Source organism: Rhodococcus sp. no. 34, from assembly GCF_054589475.1.
The window spans coordinates 57,750-80,595 of the sequence record NZ_BAAILK010000012.1 but is presented as its reverse complement, the minus strand read 5'-3'; the positions used below and the strand labels follow the sequence as shown (position 1 = coordinate 80,595).

The following is a 22,846-nucleotide window of genomic DNA, read 5'->3' as shown; positions in this document are numbered from 1 at the left end:
GATGTCTTTTGGAGGGGTTCGATGACAACGCGGATATTCCTGGTCGACGATCACGAGATCGTCAGACGCGGATTGTTCGACCTACTCGGTGGGGTCGAGGACTTCGTGGTGGTGGGCGAGGCGGCGTCCGTGGGGGAAGCGCTGGCCGCGGTACCGCAGAGCAACGCCGACGTCGCTGTTCTGGACGTACGCCTGCCTGACGGCAACGGCGTCGAACTGTGCCGAGAACTCCGCTCGATGCTTCCCGACCTCCGCTGCCTGATGCTCACGTCGTACGCCGATGACGAGGCGTTGCTCGACGCGATCATGGCGGGCGCCTCGGGATTCGTCCTCAAGCAGATTCTCGGAACCGATCTGGTCGCTGCAGTCCGCACAGTCGGGCGCGGCGGTTCACTGCTCGACAGTCGTGCAACCGAGGCGCTGATGCAGCGGATCCGCAGCGACCGTACAGCTGATCCGTTGGCCGAACTTTCCGATCAGGAGCGAGCAGTCTTCGATCTCATCGGAGAGGGGCTCACCAACCGGGAGATCGGCGCGCGATTGTTCCTCGCGGAGAAGACGGTCAAGAACTACGTGACGCGTCTGCTCTCGAAGCTGGGCATGCAGCGTCGTACTCAGGCTGCGGTGCTGGCGACCGAAATCCGTAGCGGCAGTCGCTAGGATCTAACGACCGGATTTCGGTCGATTCGAGTTGGTGCGACCGAGCGGTACTCGCCAGAGCAGGCGTGCACCGCTCGGATCGTGATTGACGATCGTGCACGTACCGCCGCAATGTTCGGCGCGGCGCTCCAGATTGTGCAGTCCACTCTTGTGGAAGTCGGAGGGGAGTCCGACGCCGTCGTCCTCGATCGTGATCGCAAATTCGACGTCCGCGGTGACAGCGATGGTGATGTGGCGTGCGTGTGCATGCCGAAGGACGTTGCTCAACCCCTCACGCAGCACGGCTTCGGCGTGCTGGTGGATCCCGGGATTCACCAGAGTGTCGATGGCGCCGGAGAATTGGACGCTCGGGGTCACAGCGGACTGTGCGGTGGCGTCGCCGATGACATCGAGGAGGCGCCGGCGCAGGCTCGACGAATCGGTGGCCGTCGGAGTCTGCAGATCGAAGATGGTTGTCCGGATCTCGCGGACTGTCTTGTCGAGCTGTTCGAGAGATCGTTTGACAATCGCGCGCGCCGACTCCGGGAGGGTCTCGTCCGGAAGCGTGCTCTGCAGGCTCATTCCGCTCGCGAACAGTCGCTGGATGACGTTGTCGTGCAGGTCTCGTGCGATGCGGTCGCGGTCGGCGAGAACGGACAACAGGCGTTGCGCCTTTTGTTTCTCGTCGAACTCGATTGCAACGGAGCCGAGTTCGGCCATCGACTCGATCCGGGTCAGTTCGTCGTGATCCCAGTGTGTGTTGGTGGAATTCGACGCCACGATGACCGCGCCGACTACACCCGAGGCGACGCACATCGGTGCCACGACCGCACTCCCAGCCGACGGCACCAGTTCGGTGAGTGCGCCTAAAGTGGTGAGTACCTGTAGCTTTCGAGTGCTCCGCACCACGTCGAACGGATAAGTGGTCGCCGGGATTCTGACTCCACGTGACGTGGTCCGGGCGCTGGCCGCGGCGTGAACCTGTGCGTAGCCGTTCTCGCAGATCACCACGATCACGTCGTCGACGCCGGTCAGGTCCCGAACGCGACTGGCAAGAAGTTGCAGGCCGTCCTCGAGCGAGTCACCGGCCAGCAACCGCGAGCGGATGGCAGATGTTGCGGTGAGCCATCTTTCACGAGTTCGTGACTGCTCGAACAGTCGGGCGTTTTCCACAGCGATACCGGCTGCGATGGCGAGGGCTTCGAGAATGACCTCGTCTTCCTGGGTGAACTCGGCCTGTCCCCGCTTCTCGGTCAGGTAGATGCTTCCGAACACCTTTCCCCGCATCATGATCGGCGCTCCGAGGAAGCTCTCCATCGGTGGATGATTTGCGGGGAATCCCACCGATTCGGGATGGTCGCCGAGATGGGCCACACGCAAAGTCTGCGGGTGATTCATCAGAACACCCAGCACGCCATGACCTTCGGGGAAATGTCCCATGGTCGCGCGTTGGGACCCGGAGATTCCCTCGTACACGAATTCCGAGAGCCCGCCCCCCGGCGCCGCGACCCCCAGGGCGCCGTAGCGGCAATCCAGAACCGTTGTCGCAGAGGTGATGATCCGTTGAAGCGTCAGGTCGAGGTCCAGGCCGGAGCCGACCACCAGGACCGCCTCGAGCAGGCGGTGGAGTGTCGGTATGTCGGCATTGGAATCGCCCAGGCGGTCGAGCAACTCGCCGAACGTACGTGCCGGACTGTGACCCGAAGCTTCGACCATGGTCGAAGCATATCGCCTCACCGAACGTCAGCTCTCCTGGCGGCGACCTTCCCACCACGACGACCAGTGATGCTTGATCTCGTCGAACTCGTCATCGCTCAGGTCGTAGGTGGTCAGCAGGATGGACATGCCTCCGTCGGGCCGCTGCGCCGTCACCGACTGGGTGGCGACAGACAGCAGGCCAGGGCCGAGATCCTCGACTGTCAACCCGAATTGGTGGTCGGTGACGTAGTCGACGACGCCTTCGAAATAGTCGCCGGGAGCGATTGTCACCGCGTACCGACTTCCTGCTTCCAATTCGATTTCGGTGAGCCCGAGGACGCTTGCCACGTTCTCACCGGGGAGCAGAAGGCCGTCGAGATAAATGGTTCCACGCTCGGCCAGTCCGTGGTGCTCCACTGCGAATCTGAGCAGCTGGAGGAATGTCGTCCAGCCCTCGGTGATGTCGTCGTACCAGTCGTCGTCGGCAGATTTGGCCGGTCGGTCGATGCGGACGACCGTCTTGCCGTCCTGTTCGCGAAGTGAGAAACGGTCGCCGTTTCCGAGTTTCAGCGTCAACGCTTCGGGGTCGGCCTCAGCGGTGGAGTAGATCTGGGTGATTTCGTCGTCGAGTCCGTCGTACTCCCAGCCGAACCAACGTCGAATCAGCGACGGGTCGCGCAGCGCGGGCCAGAGTACGGACGGGGCTGCGACGATGGACACTTCGATCACGGTTTCGCTCACGCGGAAGACGCTACCGATTTCAGCCCTTCATGGCGACGGTCAGTAGAAATGCAACGTCTTCGAGCGCTTCGACGCTGTGCCGGTCGGCCGGGACGGTCAGGAAATCACCCGTGGATCCTTTCCACTGGTCGCTCCCACATACAAGATTCAGCTTCCCGCTCAGGACCAACAACGTGGCTTCGCCCGGACTGTCGTGTTCGGCGAGGCTCTTGCCGGCGCTCAGCGCGATCACCGTCTGTCGCAGGCTGCGCTGGTGGCCACCGTAGACGGTTTGTGAACTGCGACCGCTGGTCGCCGAGCCCGCCAGTTTCAACTGTTGGCGAGCGAGAGCGGTCAGTGACTTCTTGTCCATCGAAGACCTCTCGGAAGCGGTGAATGTCCTTCTTGGAGTATGACCGACTCACTCGCGAGGTGCCTCGTTATCGGCGGAAGTCGGTCAGCGCGTGTACTCCAACCAGCGGAAGCGCAGGCCGCTCTTCTCCGAGGTCTGCCAGGGCTCGTCGGATTTCAGGTTCCATTCGGGGCCGATCTCGGGAGCAAAAGCATCACCGGCGATGTCGAGGTCGATCTCGGTCACCAGTAGATGCGTCGCGAATGGCAGTGCAGCCGAATAAATTTGCCCGCCACCGACGACGAAGACGTCACCGTCCGGCAACGCCAGGGCGTCGTCCAGACTGCGGACCACCTCGGCGCCTTCGGCGTGCCATTGCGGATCGCGTGTGACGACGATGTTCCGACGCCCGCTGAACGGACGGAACTTCGATGGAATGGAGTCCCAGGTGCGCCGCCCCATGATTACCGGATGGCCCATGGTGACGCGTTTGAAGTAAGCCATGTCCTCGGACACGCGCCACGGGATCGAGTTGTCGGCGCCGATGACGCCGCCGTGGGCCTGCGCCCAGATGAGGGTGACTGTGCGATCGGTCATCGTCAGACCGCTACCGGGGCTTTGATCGCGGGGTGGTGCTGGTAGTCGACGATCTCCACGTCCTCGAATGTGTAGTCGAAGATGGAGTCGCGCTTGTTCAGCTTCAGGGTCGGCAACGGCAGCGGTTCGCGGCCAAGCTGCTCGGTCACCTGGTCGACGTGATTGTCGTAGATGTGGCAGTCGCCGCCGGTCCAGACGAACTCGCCGACGTCGAGTCCGGCCTGCTGGGCCATCATGTGGGTGAGCAGCGCGTAGCTGGCTATGTTGAACGGAACGCCGAGGAACATGTCGGCGCTGCGCTGGTACAGCTGGCAGGAGAGCTTGCCGTCGGCGACGTAGAACTGGAAGAAAGCGTGGCACGGCGCCAGGGCCATCTGCGGAATGTCGGCGACGTTCCACGCCGAAACGATGATCCGCCGCGAATCGGGGTTGGAGCGCAGGGTCTCGACGGTCTGCGTGATCTGGTCGATGTGCTCGCCCGAAGGGGTGGGCCAGCTACGCCACTGGACGCCGTAGACGGGGCCGAGTTCACCGTTCTCGTCGGCCCACTCGTCCCAGATGGAGACGCCGTGCTCGTGCAGCCACGCCACGTTGGAGTCGCCGCGCAGGAACCACAGGAGTTCGTTGACTATCGACTTGAGGTGGACCTTCTTGGTGGTGACGAGCGGAAAGCCGTCGGCAAGATCGAAACGCATCTGGTGACCGAAGATGCTGCGGGTGCCGGTTCCGGTTCGATCGGATTTGGCGGTACCCGTCTCCATGACGAGCCGGAGGAGGTCTTCGTAAGCAGTGGAGACAGTCACGGGAATCAGTCTAGGGCCTGCCCTGCTGTGCGCCTTTATTAACCTCCCGCGGTTAATAAAGGCGCACGGCAATATAGCCTCGGCACATGCGCGAACTCTTGGTGATCGGTATCGGTGCTGGTGATCCCGACCAGGTGACGGTTCAGGCGATCAAGGCTATGAACAGGGCCGATACCTTCTTCATCATCGGAAAGGGTGACGAGAAGCAGGCCCTGGTCGACTTGCGCACCGGCATTCTCGACGAGCACGTTCACCTCGACTACAAGGTGGTCGAGATCACGGACCCGCCGCGGGACCGAACCCCCACCGATTACGAGGGGGTTGTCGAGGACTGGCACGAGCGTCGGGCCGCGAAATTCGAAGCGGAATTCGCGGCCGAACCTGGCGTCGGCGCGATTCTCGTCTGGGGTGACCCTTCCCTCTACGACAGCACTCTGCGGATCGTCGAGCGCGTGCTCGCTCGCGGGAGAGTTTCGTTCGACTACTCCGTCATCCCGGGAATCACCAGCGTGCAGTCGCTGGCTGCACAACACCGGATCGTCCTGAACCGAATCGGCGAACCCATCCACATCACGACCGGCCGCAAACTGGCCGAGGGATTGCCCGACGGCGTGGACAATGCCGTCGTGATGCTCGACGCGCATTGCACCTTCACTCAGGTAAGCGAAAACGACGCCGAGATCTGGTGGGGCGCGTACCTCGGGACCCCGGACGAGGAGTTGATTTCCGGCAAACTGCGTGACGTCGAAGATCAGATCGTCGCTCGCCGGGCGGAGTTGCGTGAGAAGCACGGTTGGATCATGGATACGTACCTCGTTCGGCGCTGACAACCGACCCTGAATTTGCCGCCTCGATCCTGCACTCTTGATCCCGAACGACGGTCTGCGCACCTATGATCTGCGCATGACATCGTTCGGGCAGGACCGACTGCAGTCGATTCTGCCCGCGCCGCGTGGCCGTGAAAAATCAGCTGTGAAGTCGGCTTTCGACCTTCTGGTTCAGTGGTATCGGCGTCCTGATCAATTCGACAGTTTCAATCGATACCTCGCCACGAAGGGCCTGGAGCTAGCTGTCCGATTGCTGGTCATCGGCTCGCTGACGACGGTCATCATTGCGATGACTCTGCTGCGCTTCAGCGACGCTGGCGTGCACAACCACGTCACCAGCGTCGTCAACGCCGTTATCATCGCCGTCACGATTGCGGTGATCGTGCTCTTCTGCCTTCTGCCCGAAATCACGCGTCGGTGGTCGTACTTCTTTGTCGCCTACTGCGAGGTCGGCGTATTCGTCGGTGTGTTCTTGAACAACGACCCTTTCATCGGGTTGATCCAGTGTGTGCTCTTCGTACTGATCGGTGGTTACATCGCGTACTTTCACAACGCGAGACTCCAGGCGGTTCACATCGCGCTGTCCATCGTGGTTCTGGCAGTGGTCGGCCGAAAGGTTGCGGTCTACGCGGATCCTGCGTTGGCCACAGCACTGTGCCTGATCATCGCCACCGGGATCGTGGTCATCCCGTTCGCCTGCCAGTTCGTCCTCTCACTTCTCGGCTCCGACGCGGACAGTTCGGATGTGGATCCGTTGACAGGGCTTCTGAATCGGCGCGGGCTGCAGCGAGCTGTTGTCGAAATGGGGGCGACGGGGCATGCGTCGAGCAAGTCGTCGTATGTCGTCGCGATTGTCGATGTCGATTCGTTCAAGAGCGTCAACGACTCACAGGGGCACGACGAAGGCGATCTCGTACTTCGCCAGATTGCTGATCGACTGCGGTGGTGCGGCGGCGAGAAGGCGCTCTTCGCCAGATTCGGTGGGGACGAGTTCGTGTTGGTAGACACGATAGACGTCGGCGCAGCGCCTGCGTTCGAAGACAATCTGCGAAGGCACTTGCGAATCGACAATCGTGATCCGGTAGTGACCACCAGCGTCGGAGTCGCGATCACCTCTGCCGAATGGTCGTCGATTATTTCCGACGAGGAGTTGACGGAACTGTTTCGAGTAGCCGATGCCTCGATGTACCGCGCGAAGGCCGCCGGCGGCGATCAGGTTGTGATGTGGGACGGCAAACAGTGAAAATTGTCTGATTGCGGGGAGTTGACTGGATTACCCTGACACTATGGAATCTGCCGAGAGTGTTGAGCGTTCGGACGCCGTGGCGTCTCGACGACCGCTCTCGGGTCCCGCGTTCCGGCTGATCTCTTCTCAACTTGTCGATTGGTATCGGCGTCCGGACCAATTCGACACCTTCAATCGCTATCTCGCGGACAAAGGGTTGACCGTCTCCTCGCGGTTTCTCGTCGTCTGCTCGTTGGTACTGGTCACCGTGATCATGTTCCTCACTCGCTTCAGTCCACAGGGACCGACCACTGCGCACGCGCGCTCCGCGAACGCAGTCATCATGGTCATAACCGTGATGATGGCCGTCGCCCTCTCGACGAGGCGAAATCTCTCCCGTTCCTGGTCTTACGCCTTTGTGCTCTACTCGGAAGTGGGAATAGCGGCCGCAATGCTGCTGTACTCCAATCCACTTGCAGCACTGGCACACGCCGTGATGTTCTCGGTGATCGGCGGATACATCGCGTTCTTCCACAATGCTCGAATACAGAGCCTTCACATGTTGTGGGTATTCGTCGTGGTCATCGGCATCGTGACACGTACGGCAGTGGTCGAAAACGATGTGGATGTTCCGGTTCTGGTCGCGTTGGTAGTACTGGTCGGCGCGGCAATCTACGTGATTCCCTTTGCCTGTCAGTTCATTTTCTCCATCCTCGGCACCGACGCGTTGAACTCGCAATTGGACCCACTGACGGGACTGCTCAACAGGAGGGGACTGGCCGACGAAGTACGACTGTTGCTGGAGCGGTCGTACACGCACTCGGCGCTCTTGGTAGTCGCCGCCGTCGACATCAATCGATTCAAGGCCATCAACGACGAGTACGGACATACCGTCGGTGACGCCGTGATCGAAAAAGTCGGATCGAGGCTGGTCGAATGCGCCGGCCCGGCGGCCTTGATCGCACGGATAGGCGGCGACGAGTTCGTCATCGTCGATTCGGTCGATCAACGCTCGTTCCATCGACTCGAACATGAGTTACTCCGTTCGACGATCACCTCGCCCGATCATCCCGAGGTGGCGATGAGCGTCGGAATCGCGAAGATCGCAGGGCCTTTCGAATCAGCGGATGATGCGCTGGTCGCCTACCCGACTCTGCTGCGGCGAGCGGATCGGGCGATGTACTCCGCGAAGGCACGCGGTGGGCATTCGGTGGTGCTGCAGACGGAAACGGACTGAGCGCGCTGTGAGTGTCCGTGGTCGGCGTTAGTCTGTTGCCATGCCTGAACTACCCGAGGTGGAAGCGCTGGCAGGGTTCCTTCGTCAGCACGCGGTCGGCGCAGTGGTGGGACGCGTCGACATCGCTGCATTGAGTGTGCTCAAGACCTTCGATCCGCCGATCACTGCTCTGCAGGGGCGTGACGTCACGGGCGCCGCCCGCTTCGGGAAGCATCTGGCTCTGGATTGCGACGGGTTGTGGTTGGTCACGCATCTCTCCCGTGCCGGCTGGATGCGCTGGCTGGACAATCCATCGGCGACGCCGCCGAAGCCGGGGAAGGGGCCGTTGGCGCTGCGCGTTCATTTCTTCACACCCGAAGGGTTGACGCCGGCATTCGATCTCACCGAAGCCGGCACCAAGAAACGCCTCGCCGTCTGGGTCGTGAACGATCCGCAGGAGGTTCCGGGCATCGCCCGGTTGGGGCCGGACGCGATGGCCGTGACCGAAGCCGAGTTCGCACAGATTCTGGGCGGAACGTCGGCGCGGATCAAGAACTCGATAGTCGAGCAGTCGTTGATCGCCGGTATCGGGAACGCCTACTCGGACGAGATCCTCCACACCGCGAAACTCTCGCCTTTCGCGACCTCGTCGCGGCTGACGCCGGATCAGATTTCGACGCTGTATGCCGTGATGCGATCTACGCTGGCCGACGCGATCGAGCGTTCGGAAGGTCAGGACGCGGCCCGGCTCAAGGGTGAGAAACGCTCGGGGATGCGAGTGCATGCTCGTACCGGACTTCCGTGCCCGGTGTGCGGTGACGTCGTACGCGAAGTGTCGTTCGCGGAGCGTTCTTTTCAATACTGTGCGACGTGCCAGACCGGCGGTAAGCCGTTGGCGGACAGGCGAATGTCGAAACTGCTCAAGTAGCGAACTGTGCTGCGAGTAGTTCGACGAACTCGCGGGCGAGTGCCGACGAATGGGTGGGTTCGGTGATTGCGTGGACGATCCGATGCGGCGCATCGGTGATCGGAATACAGACCAATTCGGGGTGCAGGGCGCTCATGGACTGGGGGAGCAAACCTACGCCCAGGCCGTTGGCGGTCAGTGAACAGATCAGGTCTACCGAGTTGGCTTCAAGTGTTTTTCCCCGAGGGACCTGTGATTCGGCGAAGGCTTGGTCGGTTTGGACACGGGCCTCGCTGCCGGAGGCGAAGTCCACGAGAGTGTGATCGCGTAGGTCTTCGAGCCTGATCGACGAAGCCTGGGCAAAGGGATGGTCAGGAGCAACGAACGCTGCGGTGGGTTCACTCCACAGCGGCGCGGCGGCAAAGCTCTTGGGTAGGCGACCTGCGGCCAATCCGACAATGCCGACGTCGATTGCACCGGACCGGACTCCTTCGATAACTACTTCACTGCCGTACGGTCGCGCGGTGATGTTGATTGCAGGGTGGCGCCGTGTCAGATCTGCCAGCGCGCGTCCGACGTCGACGCGCCCCGCCGAGGTGATGGTGCCGACCGTCAACCGCACTTGCTCGTTGCTCCGTGCCGAGACATCACTGACGAGTCTCGACACGGCGCCGAGTACCTCGCGGGAGCGGGCGACAAAAACCTCGCCTGCAGCAGTCAGGCCGACGTTTCGGCTGTTCCGGTTGAACAATTCGACTCCCAGTTCCTTTTCGAGGTCTCTGATCTGGGCACTCAAGGCGGACTGGGAAACGTGCAACCGCGACGCTGCTCGGCTGAAGTGTCTGTCTTCCGCGACTGCCAGGGCGTAGCGGATGTGACGTAGTTCCATTGCACCAATCTATCGTTTCTGGAGATAGATCATGCATATCTATCTATTGGACGCGCGTCGGTGTAGGCGGTCATGCTTGACGACATGATTTCAAGCGACGCGCGTCCGAGGCTCGGACTACCGATAGTGCTGCTGATGGCTGCGGCGACGGGCCTGTGCGCGGGCGGTAACTATTTCAACCAGCCACTCCTCGATTCCATCGCAGATCACCTGAATGTGTCGGCCTCCGCAGCGGCCGCGACGGTGACCATCGCGCAGGTCGCGTATGCACTCGGATTGATACTTCTGGTTCCGGTGGGCGACATGGTGGACCGACGCAAGCTGACGGTAGGGCTCATGCTGCTGGCGGCGACCGGTCAAGCGGTCAGCGGATTTGCGCCCAACTTTGCCACGCTGGCCGTGGGAATCGCTGTCGCTGGAGTCTTTTCGGTCGCCGCCCAGGTGCTCATTCCGTTTGCCGCCTCACTGGCCGAACCTGAGAGGTCCGGTCAGGTGGTCGGCACGATCATGAGCGGACTGCTGATCGGAATCCTGCTGGCGCGCAGCGTTGCCGGCGTCCTCTCCGGACTGGGAGGTTGGTCGACGGTATACAAGGTTGCGGCGGTGCTGATGGTGGTGATGGCCGTGGCATTGTGGCGATCTCTGCCTTCCGATTCCGCAGATCGCCCGAAGGCAAGCTACCGCGCAACGCTCGCTTCGGTAGGGAAGTTGGCCGCGACCTTGCCGCGCCTGAGAACCCGATCGGCCATGGGCGGACTGGCTTTTGCTGCTGTCAGCACCGTCTTCACGACGATGGCCTTTCTTCTGTCCGGCGAATTCGGCTACAGCGACACTCAAATCGGCTTGGTCGGACTACTCGGTGTGGCGGGAGCTTTGATGGCGACGGTGGCGGGCAGACTGGCCGATCAGGGATTGGGTCAGCTGGCGACCGGCGGCGCCATCGCGATTCTCTTGGTGTCGTGGCTTCCCTTTGTCGCCGGTGCCACCCACGTGGTGTGGTTTCTCGTTGCCATCGTCCTTGCCGACCTCGCGCTGCAGGGAGTGCACGTCAGCAACCAGAACGTGATCTACGCCCTTGTCCCCGAAGCACGTTCGCGTGTGAATTCCGTGTACATGACCACCTACTTCGTCGGTGCTGCCGTGGGCTCGGCGGTGGGGTCAGTGGTGTGGAAGTCGTACGGCTGGAACGGAGTGTGCATCGCCGGGTTGGTCTTCTCCGTTGCAACGGCGATGGTGTGGGTGCATGATCGCCGACTGGAGACGGCTGAACTGCGAATCCCGGAATCCCCTGTTGCAGTGGGGTAGGCACCCACACCTTCTCGGCTCCAGCACCTTTCAGATTTCGGCACCGTCCACCAGGATCTTGCCGACGCGTTCGGGATAGAACGACACGTGGTCGTCGATCCCGGACGCTTCGGCGGTAGTGAACGGATAAAACCACGCCAGATCCTCGATCGGAGCGAGTTCGGTTGTGCCGGTGAACGACAGATACGACGCAGTGCCCCTGTAGGGGCAGGCCGTGGTGGTCGGGGACGGCGCAAAGTACTCGCTGCGAACGTCGATTCTCGGAATGTAGTACCGCGTGGGCAGTCCGGTTTCGAAGAGCAGTCTGGGTCGTCTCGTCTCGGCGACCAGTACGTCGCCGACAAAGACCTGGACGTGGCGGGACGAGGGGAGTGCGTCGATACGTACGTATGGATCGCGGGCGTGGACAAAGACCTGTTGATCCTCCTCGTACCAGGCGTCCATGCGATCCCAATAGAATGCGACGTACTCACTCAGATCCAGGGAACCGTCGAACTGTTCAGGGTAGGTCCAGACGGCGTCCTCGGCCCGGCGATCCCCGATCTCGATCGTCCAGTAGGTGGCGTCACCTTTCCATGGGCAATGGGTGGTCGTCGACGTCGGGACGAGGAATTCGGTACGAACGTCCGCGAGGGGGATGTAGTACATCGGCAGGCGGCCGCGTTCGAAAAGGTATACCGAACGAGTGGTGTCTGCGACGGCGTGACCAGCGAAGAAGGCTCGAATTCGGCGGGGGTTCGGCTCCAGTGCGATCCGCCCGTTGGAAGCTGTGATCTGTGTGTCTTCTGCGTGAGTCAGTGCTGTGGACATTCGCGAATGCTCCTGAGATCGGCAGGGTGGTCCTTCCCATCCTGCGCCCGGCAGCAGTTATTTGACAGGTTGGAGTCGAAATACGCGGATCTGGCGCCCGAATGCTCGATCGGCGTAGGTTTCGTACGGCGGCCACGTGGTGGTCGCGAGCTCCCACAGCTTCTTACGCGTGGCGCCCTCCGCCAGACTCGCACCGACCGGTATTTCGACGCCCTTCACTGTCACGATTGCGGTGGGGTTTGCCATCAAATTGAGTGTCCATGCTGGATGCGTATCCTGCCCCCAGTTCGAACCGACGACGACAAACGCATCGCCGTCGGGTGCGTACAGGAGTGGCGTGGTTCGAGAACGGCCGGTCTTACGGCCCGTCGTGGTGAGCAGTAGCTGAGTCACGGTGTTCTCTCCGACCAGCGAGAGCTTGCCTCCCGACACTCTCTGCACTGCTCGATCGAGCGGAACCAGATCCTTGCCGAGATCCGAGAACCATTGTGTATGGCCGACATTGCGCATCAATGACCGGTAGATATTGCGCATCGGACCCCTCGCATTCTCGGCACTGTTTCGAGGCTGGTGCACCTCGACTCGAAAGAGTCTGCCACGTCTGGTCACAGATACCTGAGTCCCAAGGTCCCGAAAGGAATGAAGCGGTCAGCCGAATTCGGTTTTGGTGGAGTAGAATTGGGGCATACCGCCGAAACCGTTCGTTTGTGCGCGTTGGACGGTCGTTGGAAGATCAACCCTCCGAGGTCAAGACATCAGGCTCGAGCCACTCGACGCCGAGCAGTTCGGACAGCGACCGCAGACCGGATCGATCACCACCTTTCAGACCTGTGACCGAATTGAGATTGCGCAACATGACCGTGGCGACGTCCTCTTCCTTGGTGCCTACGCCGAAGGGTATGACCCACGGGCACGTCTGGTAGTCGCGATGCGACCGACCGAACGTCTGTTCTGCCGCGATCCCTGAGTATCGCGGTTGATGAAAGATTCCCGTCCGTGGCAACGGGGACGCGTGAGTGCCGTCCGGGAGTGCTTCGTTGGCATGGAGCGAGATCGAGGTCGTGACATTGAAGACGATGACCGGTGCGTCCCCGCGTTGAAACCGCAGACGTTGACCCTCCTTGTCCGGCACCGCACCGAACAGTTTTGCCACCGAGATCCCGGCGTCTTCGATCATCTCGACCAGTGGATCACCTGCCGTGGAGACGAATTCGACGGCCACCAACACCTGCTTGCCTGCCTTGACCTGCGCCTGCGCCCACTGTGCCGTCGACTCGGCGCGGATCATGCCCGCTTTCTGTCGGTAGCGCAGAACCAGCGCACGGCCGCGCGCGATGTTGCGACTCTTGCGGGCCAATCCCATTTCGTAGGCGTACTCGGCCCACTCGGTCTCGTACTCGGCGCGCTGGGCATGGGTGAGGTCGATCGGCATACCGTCGAGTGGAACAGGTCCCCACGGAGTCGGTCGATGAATCATCAAGGGCGGTTTGCTGTTCGACATCCACCCACGCACGGTCTCGAGCGCTCGAGATTGCAGCGTAGGTGATTCCTTCGCCTCTGCGCTCCACGTCCACTTCCCGTAGGACTTGTCCAGCGGAAGGCCGGACTCGACCAGCCTGGCGCCCAGGTCGGACCAGTACTCCGAAGGTTCTGAATGCAGCTGCGCGAAAAGCGGTGCCAGGTAACGCTGGTCGGCCGGCGTGTGTCCCGGTGTTGCCGTCACGGACAGGACGAACGGCGCTTGCTCGTGAGCATTCGAAAAGCGCGCGACCTTCTCGAATGCCGCCGTGCGCTGTGTGTCGTTGCTGTACAGCTGGGCCTCGTCTGCAATCACCACACCGAACGTGTACTTGGGGCGGCCGTTTCGCGCGATCAGCTTCTTCAATTGGTCAGGCGACATGATCAGCCAGCGGAATCCACCGTCGCCCACCGAGGCGATGGAATAGCGCCAATGCGGAATGGTGATCTGTGCGGGTCGATCGACGAGGACGAGGATGTTGGTTTCGCCGCGCTCCTCGGCGATCGTCTTGGCCGACATCACTGCGATCAGCGTCTTACCCAGGCCTGCATTGTCTGCCAACAGAAACCCGCGTTTGCCGGCGCGAGCGGCATCGACGACGGCTGCAGCCCCCGAAACCTGCTCGGGCCGAGGAATTTTGGGTGCAGCAACGGGACGTTCACCGGTGCTGTCATTGATGTCGTCCTCTACCCACTGCTGATAAGAGAAGGGGAGTGCCGTGAATGGAGCGAGTTCTACGGGCAACTCCGTACCGACCCACGCGTAGCTCTTCCATTTCTTGACGAACTGCGCACCAGGCGCCGGCGTCCGAAAGGGAACGTCGAGGAGCCAGACTCTCTCACCAGGGCCGGCAGTCGGCACATCCGGGATCGTCGCGCGTGAGCTCTTCTTTGCGACAGTCTTCTTCGGGGCGGTCTTTCTGGTCGTGTTCCTCTTGGGTGCAGCCTTTTTCGGTGCAGCCTTCTTTGCGGCAGTCTTGCGTGCCGTGGTTGCTTTGCGTGGTGGCATCAGGCGGTTTCTGCTGTGAGGAATTCACGCAGCGTGAGCGCGGGCCGGCCGACAAGGTCCTCCACGGTGCCCGTGATCAGCGCCAATTCACCCTGCGCGATTGCGGTGTACGTCGACACCCATGCGTCGAGTTCCCAAGCGGGTGCGTTGTACGACGCCCGCGATTCGTAAGCTTCCTCGAGCGTTTCCTCGACGTACGTGGTCCGCTTGCCGGTGACTTCGGTGATGATGCTCGCGGCCTCGGAGAGCGTCAGTGCCTCCCGTCCGGTCAGGTTGTACGTCTGTCCGACATGAGAATCCAGATCCTGCAGAACCGACACAGCGACGGCAGCAATGTCGGAGCGCGCTACCGCGCCGACGAGACCGTCCCCTGCGGGTCCGCGGATCACACCGTCTTCACCGGCGAGAGCGGGTAGGAAATCGAGGTAGAAGCTGTCGCGCAGGAAGGTGAATGCGAGCCCGGAAGCGCGGATATGTTCTTCGGTGACCCAGTGATCGCGAGCGAGCGTGAACGTCGCGTCCGGAGCAGCGCCGAGGAAAGACGTGTACACGATGTGCCTGACCCCGGCCTCCGCGGCGGCGTCGATGAAGGTGCGGTGCTGATCCAGGCGATCTGCGCTTTCGGCCGCCGAGACCATGAAGAGGGTGTCGATTCCGGCCAGAGCCGCGAGAGCGCGCTCCTGATCCCCGTACGTGGTCTCGGCCGAATCGGCACCGGGGAGCTGCGGTAATCGGTTGACCGACCGTGCGATCAGCCGCTGCGGGACACCGGCGTCGGCCAACGACCGGGCCACCAGTCCGCCGATATGACCGGTCGCGCCGGTGACGGCGATCCTCGCAGACCGTGAATCTACGGACATGGTGCCCCTCCTTCGTCGGTGTGCATCCCATCTTGCCGGAACCCACTCCCACGTCAGGTCACGACGCGACGATTACACCGCGAGCCACCGACAGAGCGTCGGACAAAGCTGTCCTGGTGTTGTCGTCGAGGGACAGCAGGGGCCGGCGGGGAAGGCCGGCGTCGACGCCGAGAGATTCCAACCCGGCTTTGACCGTCGACGGCAGTCCGCGACTGACGAGGACCTTCAGTAGCGGCTCGATCTGTTCGAACACAGCGGCGGCACCCGACCGATCACCGGATTCGAGTAGACGCCAGAAGTGCACCACCTGTTCGGGGGCCAGACACGGGGCTGCCGTGCACCATCCGCTTGCACCGGCAGAGAAAGATTGCAGTGCAAGAGGATTGCTGCCGTTGAAGAAGGGGATCGTGCCACCGCTCAGTTCGTTGATGCGGTTCATCCGGGTGATGTCGCCGGTGGATTCCTTGATCATCGTGATGCCGTCGACGGTGGAGACGAGATCGACGAGAAACTCCGGCGACATGTCGATCCCGGTGGTGGCCGGATTGTTGTAGATCATCGTGGGAATGTCGACGGAATCGGCCACCGCGGTGACGTGTTCACGAATCTCCTGCTCACCCAGATGCCAGTACGACGTGGGGAGGATCATCATTGCGTCGGCTCCGGCGTCTGCCGCGATCGATGCTCGGCGGAGTGCTCCCGTCGTCGTCAGATCCGACACTCCGACGACGGTGGAGACTCGGCGGTCGACGTAGTCGACAGTCTCCCGAGCTACCGTCTCCCACTCTGCATCGTCGAGATAGGCGCTCTCGCCCGTACTGCCGAGTGGGGCTATCGCGTCGACACCACTGCTGATCATGCTGTCGAGGAGCGTGTGTAGCGGCTTGGGGTCGAATGCTCCGGTGTCCCGGTCGAACGGGGTGATGGGATAGGCGACGATTCCCTTGATGGTGCTGCTCATGAGGCTCTCAGTTCTGTTGGTGGGAAACAAAAGTCAGTTGGTCAGTGTGTCGGGATGATTGCGGAGAGCGCGACGGGCGTAGTAAGCGAAGTTCGCCTCGCTGCGCCGAGGAGTCAGTGTCCAATCGTGTGCCTCCTTCGCCAGGCGAGGCGGTAGCGGCTTGATGTCTCCGGCAGCCATCGCCAGCAACTGCAGTCTGGCCGCTCGCTCGATCAGATGCCCGAGAGAGCATGCCTCTTCGACCGTGTTGCCGACGACGAGTTGGCCGTGGTGGGCGAGCAGAATTGCCCGCTTGTCGCCGAGTGCAGCCGAAATGATCTCGCCCTCCTCGTTTCCCACGGGAACCCCGGGCCAGTCGGCGAGAAATGCGCAGTCGTCGTAGAGCGGCGCGATGTCCATTTGGGAGACGACGAGGGGAATCTCGAGCATCGACAGCGCCGTCGCATGTAGTGGGTGTGTGTGGACGATGCAGTTGACGTCGGGTCGTGCGCGGTAGATCCAACTGTGGAACCTGTTGGCGGGGTTCGGCATGCCTTCCCCGTCGAGGACTTCGAGATCCTCGTTGACGAGCAGGAGGTTGTCCTCGGTGATCTCGTCGAACCCGAGGCCGAGTCGCTGTGTGACAAACGTTCCTGGCTGCTCACCGCGGGCGGAGATCTGTCCGGCAAGGCCGGAGTCGTGGCCGGCGTCCGACAGTGCCCGGCAGGTCAGTGCGATCTTCTGTCGAAGAGTCCAACTACCTGTCGTTACTTCGGTGAGCATCTTCGTCTCGGCGGTGGCCATGAGTTCCTGCTTGCTCGCATGCATCGTGTCGGTCATAGGGTGTGCCTTTCTCGGGACCCGGGAATCAATGACATTCAGTCACCTATAAGACACAAAGTGTCATATAGGGCGGAAATGTGCAACCCTCGATTCCTGCATCGCTGATCACCGCAGGTCAATGTATTGGTAGGGTAATGACACAAAGTCTCGTGAGGGGAACCGAATGGCAGCGTTTTTGCGAACACATCGGCGTCGTGCCGGTCTGACGCTCGAGGGCCTGGCCGAGCAGACCGGTCTGACGAAGAGCTATCTCTCCAAGGTCGAGCGGGGTATCAGTACCCCGTCGATCGCGGTGGCACTCAAGATTGCGCGTGTGCTCGACGCCGATGTGGGGCAACTGTTCTCGGACAGTATGGAGGGAAATGCCATGACGATCGTGCGCGCGAAGGACCGCGTGATCGACCCGGCCAACTCCGTGCAGTCTTCCGTCTACGATCCGATCGCGCCCTCACTGGTCGGAAAGGCCATGCAGCCGTTCGTGGTTCATCCGGCCTCCGTGATGGGTCCCAAGTTCATGGACCACACGGGAGAGGAGTTCGTGTTCGTGCATTCCGGATCCGTGGAATTCGAAATCCCCGGGCAGACGATGCACCTCGACGCCGGCGACAGCTTGTACTTCGACGCGAATACGCCGCACCGGATGCGGTCGGTGTCGGCGGATCGTGCGGTGGTGCTGGTTGTCGTCTACGACAAGCCTTCGGCTGGATCACCCAGCGGTGACTCGCTGGAAACGCACTGCGGGGTGGGCAGATGACGCTGGGGATCGACACGACACTGACGCTTCTCGCGGCCGGTCTGATCTTCCTTCTCTCCCTGTGCCTGGGAATCTGGAAATACCGACAGATGGCCACTTCGGACAATCACCTCGCCCATCCGTATGTCGACATCGCACACCGCGCTGCCCTGATGTACTCGTTTGCGACGCTGCTGATCGCGGTGTTCGTCGAACTCAGTGCGTGGCCGACGTGGATCAACCTGACCAGTGCCGCAGTGGTCGTGTTCTTCTTTCTCGCAGCGATATTCAGCTACATCGCTCACGGTGCGATGAAGGACACCGACAATCAGTTCGAGTCCGCCGGTCCGCCCCTGCACCTCGGGATGTTTCTGCTGATCCTCGGTGAGGTGGGCGGATTTGCCGTACTACTCGCAGGTTTCGTGAAAGGTCAGTTCTTCTGATCGGGCTTCAGCGCCTGTGCTCGTAGCCGATCCAAGCCCGTCGACGCTCACCCATCGGGTCGTTCTCCACTCGGGACGTCTCGTCGAAGATCATTGTTTGCCGCTCCGGTACGGAGTAGGCGGGCCAATCCCGGTCCGGCACTCCGTGGCGGGCGAAATGGATCCAGTGGCGCTGCATGGTGGAGGTCACCGCAGTCAGTCCGCGGCGCCCACCGACCGCGGTCAAGGCCGCGGTGAGTGCATCCGAACGCCCGAAGACCGCAAGCAATTCGGTGGCGTGGGTAGCGCCCATGCCGACGAGTCTGAGCAGGCGAGGCGCAAAATCGTAGCGGTAACTGTAGGTAGGAGCTACCTGGCAATGACCCTGTGCGCAGAGTATCGCGGGCTCCCAGAACGTGATGTCGCCGCCGAGATCTGCGGCAGCAAACCGGTGCGGATACGTGGGATACGCCGCGAGCGCACGTGCTTTCACTTCAGGGGTGGTGTGGGAGAACATCTTCTCGATCCGAACCGGGTCGGTAGGCAAGATGTCGAGAACGCGCGGGAAGATTCTTCCCTCGTGGAGATTCGAACCGACGAGCAGCGGAACGGGGTGGGCGCGTCCGGCGGCGAACACGTCGAGCGGGTGTTCGGGAAGGACGTCGTCACCCACCACGGGGGCAAATGCCCGCGTTCCGGGTTCTTCGTCCGCGCCGCGGCGCGCAAGTTCTTCGCCGGCAGCGACCAGGTCGTTCACCGAAGCGGAGCGCAGCCACGATCCCGGATCGGTATCCGGAGCCTGTGCGATCTCGAGGAACTCGCGTGCCCAACGGTGCGCTCGCTCTTTTCCGTATGCCGAAGCAGCCGGCGGACTTTGAGCGATGGCCCGGGCGAACAGCCCTCGTGCCGCCGGCGTTGCCATCAGAGTGGTGACCGCGTTGGCGCCGGACGATTCACCGAAGACGGTGACGGCGTTCGGGTCGCCGCCGAAAGCGGCGATGTTGCGTTGGACCCACGTCATCGCGGCGATCTGATCGCGCAATCCGAGGTTCGTCTCGAATGATCTTTCCGCAGTGGAATATTCACTGAAATCGAGGTAGCCCAACGCGCCGAGACGATATTGGATCGAGACGTAGACGATGTCGCCACGTTCGACCAGGCTCGTTCCGCGGTACATGGGCGTCGACGGATTCCCGCCGTTGTACGCGCCGCCGTGAATGAAAACCATGACCGGTCGCAACGAATCCGACGGTACCTGCGGAGCCACGACATTGACGAAGAGTGAGTTCTCGTCGAAATTGCTCTTGCGCTGCGGAGACGGAGAGCCGAATGCTTCCGCCGGGCGGACACCATGCCAAGCCTCGACCGGCTGCGGTGCGCGAAATCTCCAAGGACCGGTCGGGGCCGTTGCGTAGGGGATTGCTCGCCAGGTGCGCAGTCCTCGATCGAGGCGCCCGCGTACGACCCCGGAATCGAGAGTGATCTCGAGGGGGCTCGTCACGGTAGGGAGATGTCGGTGCCGTGGCTACGGTAACCGCTGTATCCCGCCCAGGCCAAGCGTTGTTCACGTCTGGGATCGTTCTCGACGCGGACGATCTCGTCGAAGATCATGGTCCGACGCTCCTGCCCCTCGTAGCGCGGCCACGATCCGCGCGGCGAGCCGTGCTCGGCGAAGTGAAGCCAGTGTCCCTGAACAGATTCGGTGACTGCGCGCAGTCCGCGTCGACCGCCGGGAAGGGTGAGGCCGCGCCCGACAAGGGTGTCACCGATGCCGAAGACTGCAAACATCTCGAATCCGTGTGTGGCGTCGAGGCCGAGCCAGCGCATCATCGTCGGCGCGAAGTCGAATCGGTAGGCGTATGTCGGCGCCGATTGTGCGTGCGCTTGCATCAACTCCACGGACGGGTGCCAGAACGTGACGTCTCCGCCGACGTCGATCGCGGACTGCTCGTCCGGGTAGCCGGGATAGGTCGCGAGGATGCGCTTCCCGGCCTCGGGATCGGTGAGGGCAAACATGGTGTCGATGCGCGACGGGTTGGTCGGAAGTGCGTCGAGCACCTTCGGGAACAGCGTCCCCTCCCGTCTGTTGGTGCCGATGATCATCGGCACCTGGTGTGCCGATCCTTCTTTGAATGCGTCCAAGGGGGAGCGCGGCAGGAAGTCGCCGTCGACGACCGGTCCGAAGGGATGTAGTCCAGGTGTGTTCGCGAGTACCTCGGCGCCCAGTCTGCTTCCGGCTCTGCCCAATTCGACGGCTGTCGCCGAGGTCAGGGCCTTCGCGGGTGGTAGGCCGGAATTGAGGATCTCGACGAAACGCGCGCCCCAGGCATGCGATCGCTGCGTGCTCGAGACCAGATCCGGAGCCGAACTCTCGGCGATAGCGCCGGCAAAGAGTCCCTTGGCGGCCGGAGTCGCCATCAGGGTGGTGACGGCGGTGGCTCCGGCGGATTCACCGAAAATCGTGACTTTTTCAGGATCCCCACCGAAGGCGGCGATGTTGCGTTGCACCCACTGCAGGGCCGCGACCTGATCGCGCAGTCCGAGGTTGGAGTCGAATACGCGCTCGGATGTGGAGAACGGGGTGAAATCGAGGTAGCCCAGAGCGCCGAGCCGGTAGTTGATCGAGACGTAGACGACGTCGCCGCGTTCGACGAGGGACACGCCCGAGTACAAGCCGGTGGCCGAGGTCCCGATGGTGTTTGCCCCACCGTGGATGAAAACCATGACGGGACGCGGAGTATTGCCGGTGTTCGCGGGGGCGAGCACGTTGAGCGTCAGGCAGTCCTCGCTGCTCGGCTGGTACTTCCCGGGCGCGAGCAACAGCCCCTTCTTGTGTTGGACAGACGCGTCGCCGAACCTGGTCGCGTCGCGTTCTCCGGTCCACGGCGTGACCGGCTGGGGTCGCGTCAGACGCAGTGTTCCGACCGGCGGCCGGGCGTAGGGAATTCCGCGCCAGGCACGAAGTTTTCCCACCCGGCGGCCGCGCAGGGTGCCGTCGGCCGTGGTCACAAGTATGTCGGACGCCATGTCGCGACTATACGTACTTCGGGAGCGCGTCAGCGGCGAGCCTCCAGCAATCGAAGCCAGACTTCACTGACCGTCGGATACGAGGGCACCGCATGCCAGAGAGTTTCCAGTGGTACGGCGCCGACGACCGCGATTGTCGCCGCATGCACCAGCTCGGATACTTCGGGCCCGGCGAAGGTAGCGCCGAGGATCACGTCGGTGGCCTTGTCGATCACCAACTTCGCGCGCCCCGAGTAGTCGTCGCGCAGCAGCGAAGATCCCGCGACGGCGAGTTCGATCTCCACGACTTCGACGTCGTAGCCGTCGTCGCGAGCTTTCTTCTCGGTGCGTCCCACCCAGGCGATCTCGGGTGAGGTGAACACCACTTGGGGGACCTGTCCGTTGTCCGCCGACGCGGTGTATCGAGGTCCACTGAGCCCGCGACTCTCGGCCCGCGCGGCGATGACGTCTCCGCAGACTCTCGCCTGATACTTGCCCATGTGGGTGAGGGGAGAACGACCGTTGATGTCGCCGACTGCGTATAGCCATTCACCTTGGGCGCAGAGGTGATCGTCGGTCGTGACGTACTTGCCGTCCTCGAGGCCGATGACGGACAAGCCGAGATCGGCTGAGGTCGGGCCGCGGCCCGCCGCGACGATGACCTCGTCGACTTCGATCACGCCGGACGATGTCTCGATGCTGACGGGTCCACCGTGGATGTGACCTTCGCCGGTGTCCTTGGCATCGGGGCGTGAGACCGAGTTGACGGCAGTGCTCAGTCGAACGTCCACACCGCGGGCGCCGAGTGCTTCGGCCACCATCGTTCCGGCAAACGGTTCTGCTGATTTCAACAGAGCATCGCCCCTCACGAGCAACGTCACGTGAGCGCCGAACGACGACAACCACGTTGCGCACTCCGTTGCGACCACTCCGCCGCCGATGACCGCCACTCGCGACGGAACCTCGTGCAGGTTGGTCGCATCGCGCGAGGTCCACGGGAGTGCCTCGCGCAATCCCGGTGTCTTCGGGACGGTGGCGGTCGTTCCCGTGGCGAGTACGACGGCCTGGCGGGCGCGGAGCTTACGGGTCCCGTCGACGGTCACTGCTCGCTCGCCGTCGATGACCCCGTGGCCTTTGATCACGGTGATGCCCGCCGAGGTTGCCCAGTCGACCTGGGACGAATCGTCGTGGTTGTGGGTGAACGAGTCGCGCCGTTTCAGAACGGCATCGACGTCCAGCGGTCCGGCCGGGATCCCGGGCAAGGCGTCGGCCGCCTCGAGGACCTGCCCCGGGCGCAGTAGTGCCTTGCTGGGCATACAGGCCCAATACGAGCATTCACCGCCGACGAGTTCGTGTTCCACGATTGCGGCGGTGCGATTACTTCCGGCGATGGCGTACGCGGCGGCGTTCTCGCCGGCGGGCCCACCGCCGATCACGATGACATCGAATTCGTCGGTCATGCCTCCACGGTATGTCGGATCGGTCCGAGTTCGCTCGGTTACCGCCGGGTACGAGAACTCGATGATG

23 protein-coding genes are annotated in these 22,846 nt (G+C 62.3%); 8 read left to right on the top strand and 15 right to left on the bottom strand.

Going from position 1 to position 22,846, the window contains the following annotated elements; genetic code table 11:
• Positions 1-21 precede the first annotated feature (21 nt).
• A complete protein-coding gene (locus tag ACYP01_RS01195; protein WP_003946380.1) occupies positions 22-660 on the top strand; it encodes a response regulator in 639 nt (212 codons plus the stop codon).
• Between the two features lie 3 nt (positions 661-663).
• On the opposite strand, the gene ACYP01_RS01190 is transcribed toward ACYP01_RS01195, so the two are convergent.
• The 5 genes from ACYP01_RS01190 to ACYP01_RS01170 form a co-directional block, all read right to left on the bottom strand.
• Positions 664-2,355 carry a sensor histidine kinase gene (locus ACYP01_RS01190; protein WP_042921348.1) on the bottom strand — a complete coding sequence of 564 codons (1,692 nt, stop codon included), beginning with the start codon at positions 2,353-2,355 and terminating at the stop codon, positions 664-666.
• 27 nt (positions 2,356-2,382) lie between these two features.
• Positions 2,383-3,078, bottom strand: coding sequence for a hypothetical protein (locus ACYP01_RS01185; RefSeq protein ID WP_064111746.1), 696 nt, complete (start codon positions 3,076-3,078; stop codon positions 2,383-2,385).
• Between the two features lie 19 nt (positions 3,079-3,097).
• On the bottom strand, positions 3,098-3,430 hold the full coding sequence (locus tag ACYP01_RS01180; protein ID WP_003946336.1) for a cupin domain-containing protein: 333 nt from the start codon (positions 3,428-3,430) through the stop codon (positions 3,098-3,100).
• An 84-nt stretch (positions 3,431-3,514) separates the two neighbouring features.
• On the bottom strand, positions 3,515-4,006 hold the full coding sequence (locus tag ACYP01_RS01175) for a dihydrofolate reductase (protein WP_003946393.1): 492 nt from the start codon (positions 4,004-4,006) through the stop codon (positions 3,515-3,517).
• A gap of 2 nt (positions 4,007-4,008) precedes the next feature.
• On the bottom strand, positions 4,009-4,809 hold the full coding sequence (locus tag ACYP01_RS01170) for a thymidylate synthase (RefSeq protein ID WP_003946427.1): 801 nt from the start codon (positions 4,807-4,809) through the stop codon (positions 4,009-4,011).
• 86 nt (positions 4,810-4,895) lie between these two features.
• Here ACYP01_RS01170 and cobF point away from each other — a divergent pair, with 86 nt between their 5' ends.
• The 4 genes from cobF (at position 4,896) to ACYP01_RS01150 (ending at position 9,005) form a co-directional block, all read left to right on the top strand.
• Positions 4,896-5,636, top strand: a complete 741-nt coding sequence (gene cobF / locus ACYP01_RS01165; RefSeq protein ID WP_042921340.1) for a precorrin-6A synthase (deacetylating) — start codon at positions 4,896-4,898, stop codon at positions 5,634-5,636.
• 76 nt (positions 5,637-5,712) lie between these two features.
• Positions 5,713-6,879, top strand: a complete 1,167-nt coding sequence (locus ACYP01_RS01160) for a GGDEF domain-containing protein (protein WP_459678266.1) — start codon at positions 5,713-5,715, stop codon at positions 6,877-6,879.
• Positions 6,880-6,922: 43 nt separating this feature from the next.
• Positions 6,923-8,098: a GGDEF domain-containing protein gene (locus ACYP01_RS01155; protein WP_459678264.1), complete on the top strand. Its 1,176-nt coding sequence runs from the start codon at positions 6,923-6,925 to the stop codon at positions 8,096-8,098.
• Positions 8,099-8,138: 40 nt separating this feature from the next.
• On the top strand, positions 8,139-9,005 hold the full coding sequence (locus tag ACYP01_RS01150; protein ID WP_007727653.1) for an Fpg/Nei family DNA glycosylase: 867 nt from the start codon (positions 8,139-8,141) through the stop codon (positions 9,003-9,005).
• On the opposite strand, the gene ACYP01_RS01145 is transcribed toward ACYP01_RS01150, so the two are convergent.
• Positions 8,998-9,873, bottom strand: coding sequence for a LysR family transcriptional regulator (locus tag ACYP01_RS01145; protein ID WP_007727651.1), 876 nt, complete (start codon positions 9,871-9,873; stop codon positions 8,998-9,000). The genes ACYP01_RS01150 and ACYP01_RS01145 overlap by 8 nt on opposite strands.
• A 72-nt stretch (positions 9,874-9,945) precedes the next feature.
• Here ACYP01_RS01145 and ACYP01_RS01140 point away from each other — a divergent pair, with 72 nt between their 5' ends.
• Positions 9,946-11,178, top strand: a complete 1,233-nt coding sequence (locus tag ACYP01_RS01140; protein ID WP_459678261.1) for an MFS transporter — start codon at positions 9,946-9,948, stop codon at positions 11,176-11,178.
• 30 nt (positions 11,179-11,208) lie between these two features.
• Here ACYP01_RS01140 and ACYP01_RS01135 read toward each other — a convergent pair whose 3' ends face one another.
• The 6 genes from ACYP01_RS01135 to ACYP01_RS01110 form a co-directional block, all read right to left on the bottom strand.
• Positions 11,209-11,988: a DUF427 domain-containing protein gene (locus ACYP01_RS01135; RefSeq protein ID WP_459678258.1), complete on the bottom strand. Its 780-nt coding sequence runs from the start codon at positions 11,986-11,988 to the stop codon at positions 11,209-11,211.
• A gap of 57 nt (positions 11,989-12,045) precedes the next feature.
• On the bottom strand, positions 12,046-12,522 hold the full coding sequence (locus ACYP01_RS01130; RefSeq protein WP_003946395.1) for a nitroreductase/quinone reductase family protein: 477 nt from the start codon (positions 12,520-12,522) through the stop codon (positions 12,046-12,048).
• 199 nt (positions 12,523-12,721) lie between these two features.
• Positions 12,722-14,515 carry a DEAD/DEAH box helicase family protein gene (locus ACYP01_RS01125; protein WP_459678256.1) on the bottom strand — a complete coding sequence of 598 codons (1,794 nt, stop codon included), beginning with the start codon at positions 14,513-14,515 and terminating at the stop codon, positions 12,722-12,724.
• On the bottom strand, positions 14,515-15,375 hold the full coding sequence (locus ACYP01_RS01120) for an SDR family oxidoreductase (protein WP_003946390.1): 861 nt from the start codon (positions 15,373-15,375) through the stop codon (positions 14,515-14,517). The genes ACYP01_RS01125 and ACYP01_RS01120 overlap by 1 nt, the downstream gene beginning before the upstream one ends.
• Before the next feature lie 58 nt (positions 15,376-15,433).
• A complete protein-coding gene (locus ACYP01_RS01115; protein ID WP_459678252.1) occupies positions 15,434-16,336 on the bottom strand; it encodes a dihydrodipicolinate synthase family protein in 903 nt (300 codons plus the stop codon).
• A 33-nt stretch (positions 16,337-16,369) separates the two neighbouring features.
• The gene (locus tag ACYP01_RS01110) at positions 16,370-17,155 is read right to left on the bottom strand and encodes an aldolase (protein ID WP_054831664.1); all 786 of its coding nucleotides are present in this window, start codon (positions 17,153-17,155) and stop codon (positions 16,370-16,372) included.
• Between the two features lie 166 nt (positions 17,156-17,321).
• Between ACYP01_RS01110 and ACYP01_RS01105 the strand changes: the two genes are divergently transcribed.
• Positions 17,322-17,912, top strand: a complete 591-nt coding sequence (locus ACYP01_RS01105) for a helix-turn-helix domain-containing protein (RefSeq protein ID WP_003946400.1) — start codon at positions 17,322-17,324, stop codon at positions 17,910-17,912.
• Positions 17,909-18,334 carry a hypothetical protein gene (locus ACYP01_RS01100; RefSeq protein WP_003946354.1) on the top strand — a complete coding sequence of 142 codons (426 nt, stop codon included), beginning with the start codon at positions 17,909-17,911 and terminating at the stop codon, positions 18,332-18,334. Before ACYP01_RS01105 ends, ACYP01_RS01100 begins: the two co-directional genes overlap by 4 nt.
• Before the next feature lie 7 nt (positions 18,335-18,341).
• On the opposite strand, the gene ACYP01_RS01095 is transcribed toward ACYP01_RS01100, so the two are convergent.
• The 3 genes from ACYP01_RS01095 to ACYP01_RS01085 are packed head-to-tail and all read right to left on the bottom strand — an operon-like array spanning position 18,342 to position 22,779.
• The gene (locus ACYP01_RS01095) at positions 18,342-19,814 is read right to left on the bottom strand and encodes a carboxylesterase/lipase family protein (protein ID WP_447000733.1); all 1,473 of its coding nucleotides are present in this window, start codon (positions 19,812-19,814) and stop codon (positions 18,342-18,344) included.
• On the bottom strand, positions 19,811-21,340 hold the full coding sequence (locus ACYP01_RS01090) for a carboxylesterase/lipase family protein (protein ID WP_003946388.1): 1,530 nt from the start codon (positions 21,338-21,340) through the stop codon (positions 19,811-19,813). Before ACYP01_RS01090 ends, ACYP01_RS01095 begins: the two co-directional genes overlap by 4 nt.
• Positions 21,341-21,369: 29 nt before the next feature.
• Positions 21,370-22,779, bottom strand: coding sequence for a dihydrolipoyl dehydrogenase family protein (locus ACYP01_RS01085; protein WP_116058288.1), 1,410 nt, complete (start codon positions 22,777-22,779; stop codon positions 21,370-21,372).
• Positions 22,780-22,846: the final 67 nt, after the last annotated feature.

What these genes read in the sequence shown, in the direction of transcription:
- ACYP01_RS01085 (WP_116058288.1), bottom strand. Translation starts at nt 22,779, where the DNA reads ATGACCGACGAATTCGATGTCATCGTGATCGGCGGTGGGCCCGCCGGC.
- ACYP01_RS01140 (WP_459678261.1), top strand. Translation starts at nt 9,946, where the DNA reads ATGCTTGACGACATGATTTCAAGCGACGCGCGTCCGAGGCTCGGACTA.
- ACYP01_RS01135 (WP_459678258.1), bottom strand. Translation starts at nt 11,988, where the DNA reads ATGTCCACAGCACTGACTCACGCAGAAGACACACAGATCACAGCTTCC.
- ACYP01_RS01100 (WP_003946354.1), top strand. Translation starts at nt 17,909, where the DNA reads ATGACGCTGGGGATCGACACGACACTGACGCTTCTCGCGGCCGGTCTG.
- ACYP01_RS01130 (WP_003946395.1), bottom strand. Translation starts at nt 12,522, where the DNA reads ATGCGCAATATCTACCGGTCATTGATGCGCAATGTCGGCCATACACAA.
- cobF (WP_042921340.1), top strand. Translation starts at nt 4,896, where the DNA reads ATGCGCGAACTCTTGGTGATCGGTATCGGTGCTGGTGATCCCGACCAG.
- ACYP01_RS01195 (WP_003946380.1), top strand. Translation starts at nt 22, where the DNA reads ATGACAACGCGGATATTCCTGGTCGACGATCACGAGATCGTCAGACGC.
- ACYP01_RS01180 (WP_003946336.1), bottom strand. Translation starts at nt 3,430, where the DNA reads ATGGACAAGAAGTCACTGACCGCTCTCGCTCGCCAACAGTTGAAACTG.
- ACYP01_RS01190 (WP_042921348.1), bottom strand. Translation starts at nt 2,355, where the DNA reads ATGGTCGAAGCTTCGGGTCACAGTCCGGCACGTACGTTCGGCGAGTTG.
- ACYP01_RS01145 (WP_007727651.1), bottom strand. Translation starts at nt 9,873, where the DNA reads ATGGAACTACGTCACATCCGCTACGCCCTGGCAGTCGCGGAAGACAGA.
- ACYP01_RS01115 (WP_459678252.1), bottom strand. Translation starts at nt 16,336, where the DNA reads ATGAGCAGCACCATCAAGGGAATCGTCGCCTATCCCATCACCCCGTTC.
- ACYP01_RS01160 (WP_459678266.1), top strand. Translation starts at nt 5,713, where the DNA reads ATGACATCGTTCGGGCAGGACCGACTGCAGTCGATTCTGCCCGCGCCG.
- ACYP01_RS01120 (WP_003946390.1), bottom strand. Translation starts at nt 15,375, where the DNA reads ATGTCCGTAGATTCACGGTCTGCGAGGATCGCCGTCACCGGCGCGACC.
- ACYP01_RS01150 (WP_007727653.1), top strand. Translation starts at nt 8,139, where the DNA reads ATGCCTGAACTACCCGAGGTGGAAGCGCTGGCAGGGTTCCTTCGTCAG.
- ACYP01_RS01155 (WP_459678264.1), top strand. Translation starts at nt 6,923, where the DNA reads ATGGAATCTGCCGAGAGTGTTGAGCGTTCGGACGCCGTGGCGTCTCGA.
- ACYP01_RS01090 (WP_003946388.1), bottom strand. Translation starts at nt 21,340, where the DNA reads ATGGCGTCCGACATACTTGTGACCACGGCCGACGGCACCCTGCGCGGC.
- ACYP01_RS01110 (WP_054831664.1), bottom strand. Translation starts at nt 17,155, where the DNA reads ATGACCGACACGATGCATGCGAGCAAGCAGGAACTCATGGCCACCGCC.
- ACYP01_RS01125 (WP_459678256.1), bottom strand. Translation starts at nt 14,515, where the DNA reads ATGCCACCACGCAAAGCAACCACGGCACGCAAGACTGCCGCAAAGAAG.
- ACYP01_RS01175 (WP_003946393.1), bottom strand. Translation starts at nt 4,006, where the DNA reads ATGACCGATCGCACAGTCACCCTCATCTGGGCGCAGGCCCACGGCGGC.
- ACYP01_RS01105 (WP_003946400.1), top strand. Translation starts at nt 17,322, where the DNA reads ATGGCAGCGTTTTTGCGAACACATCGGCGTCGTGCCGGTCTGACGCTC.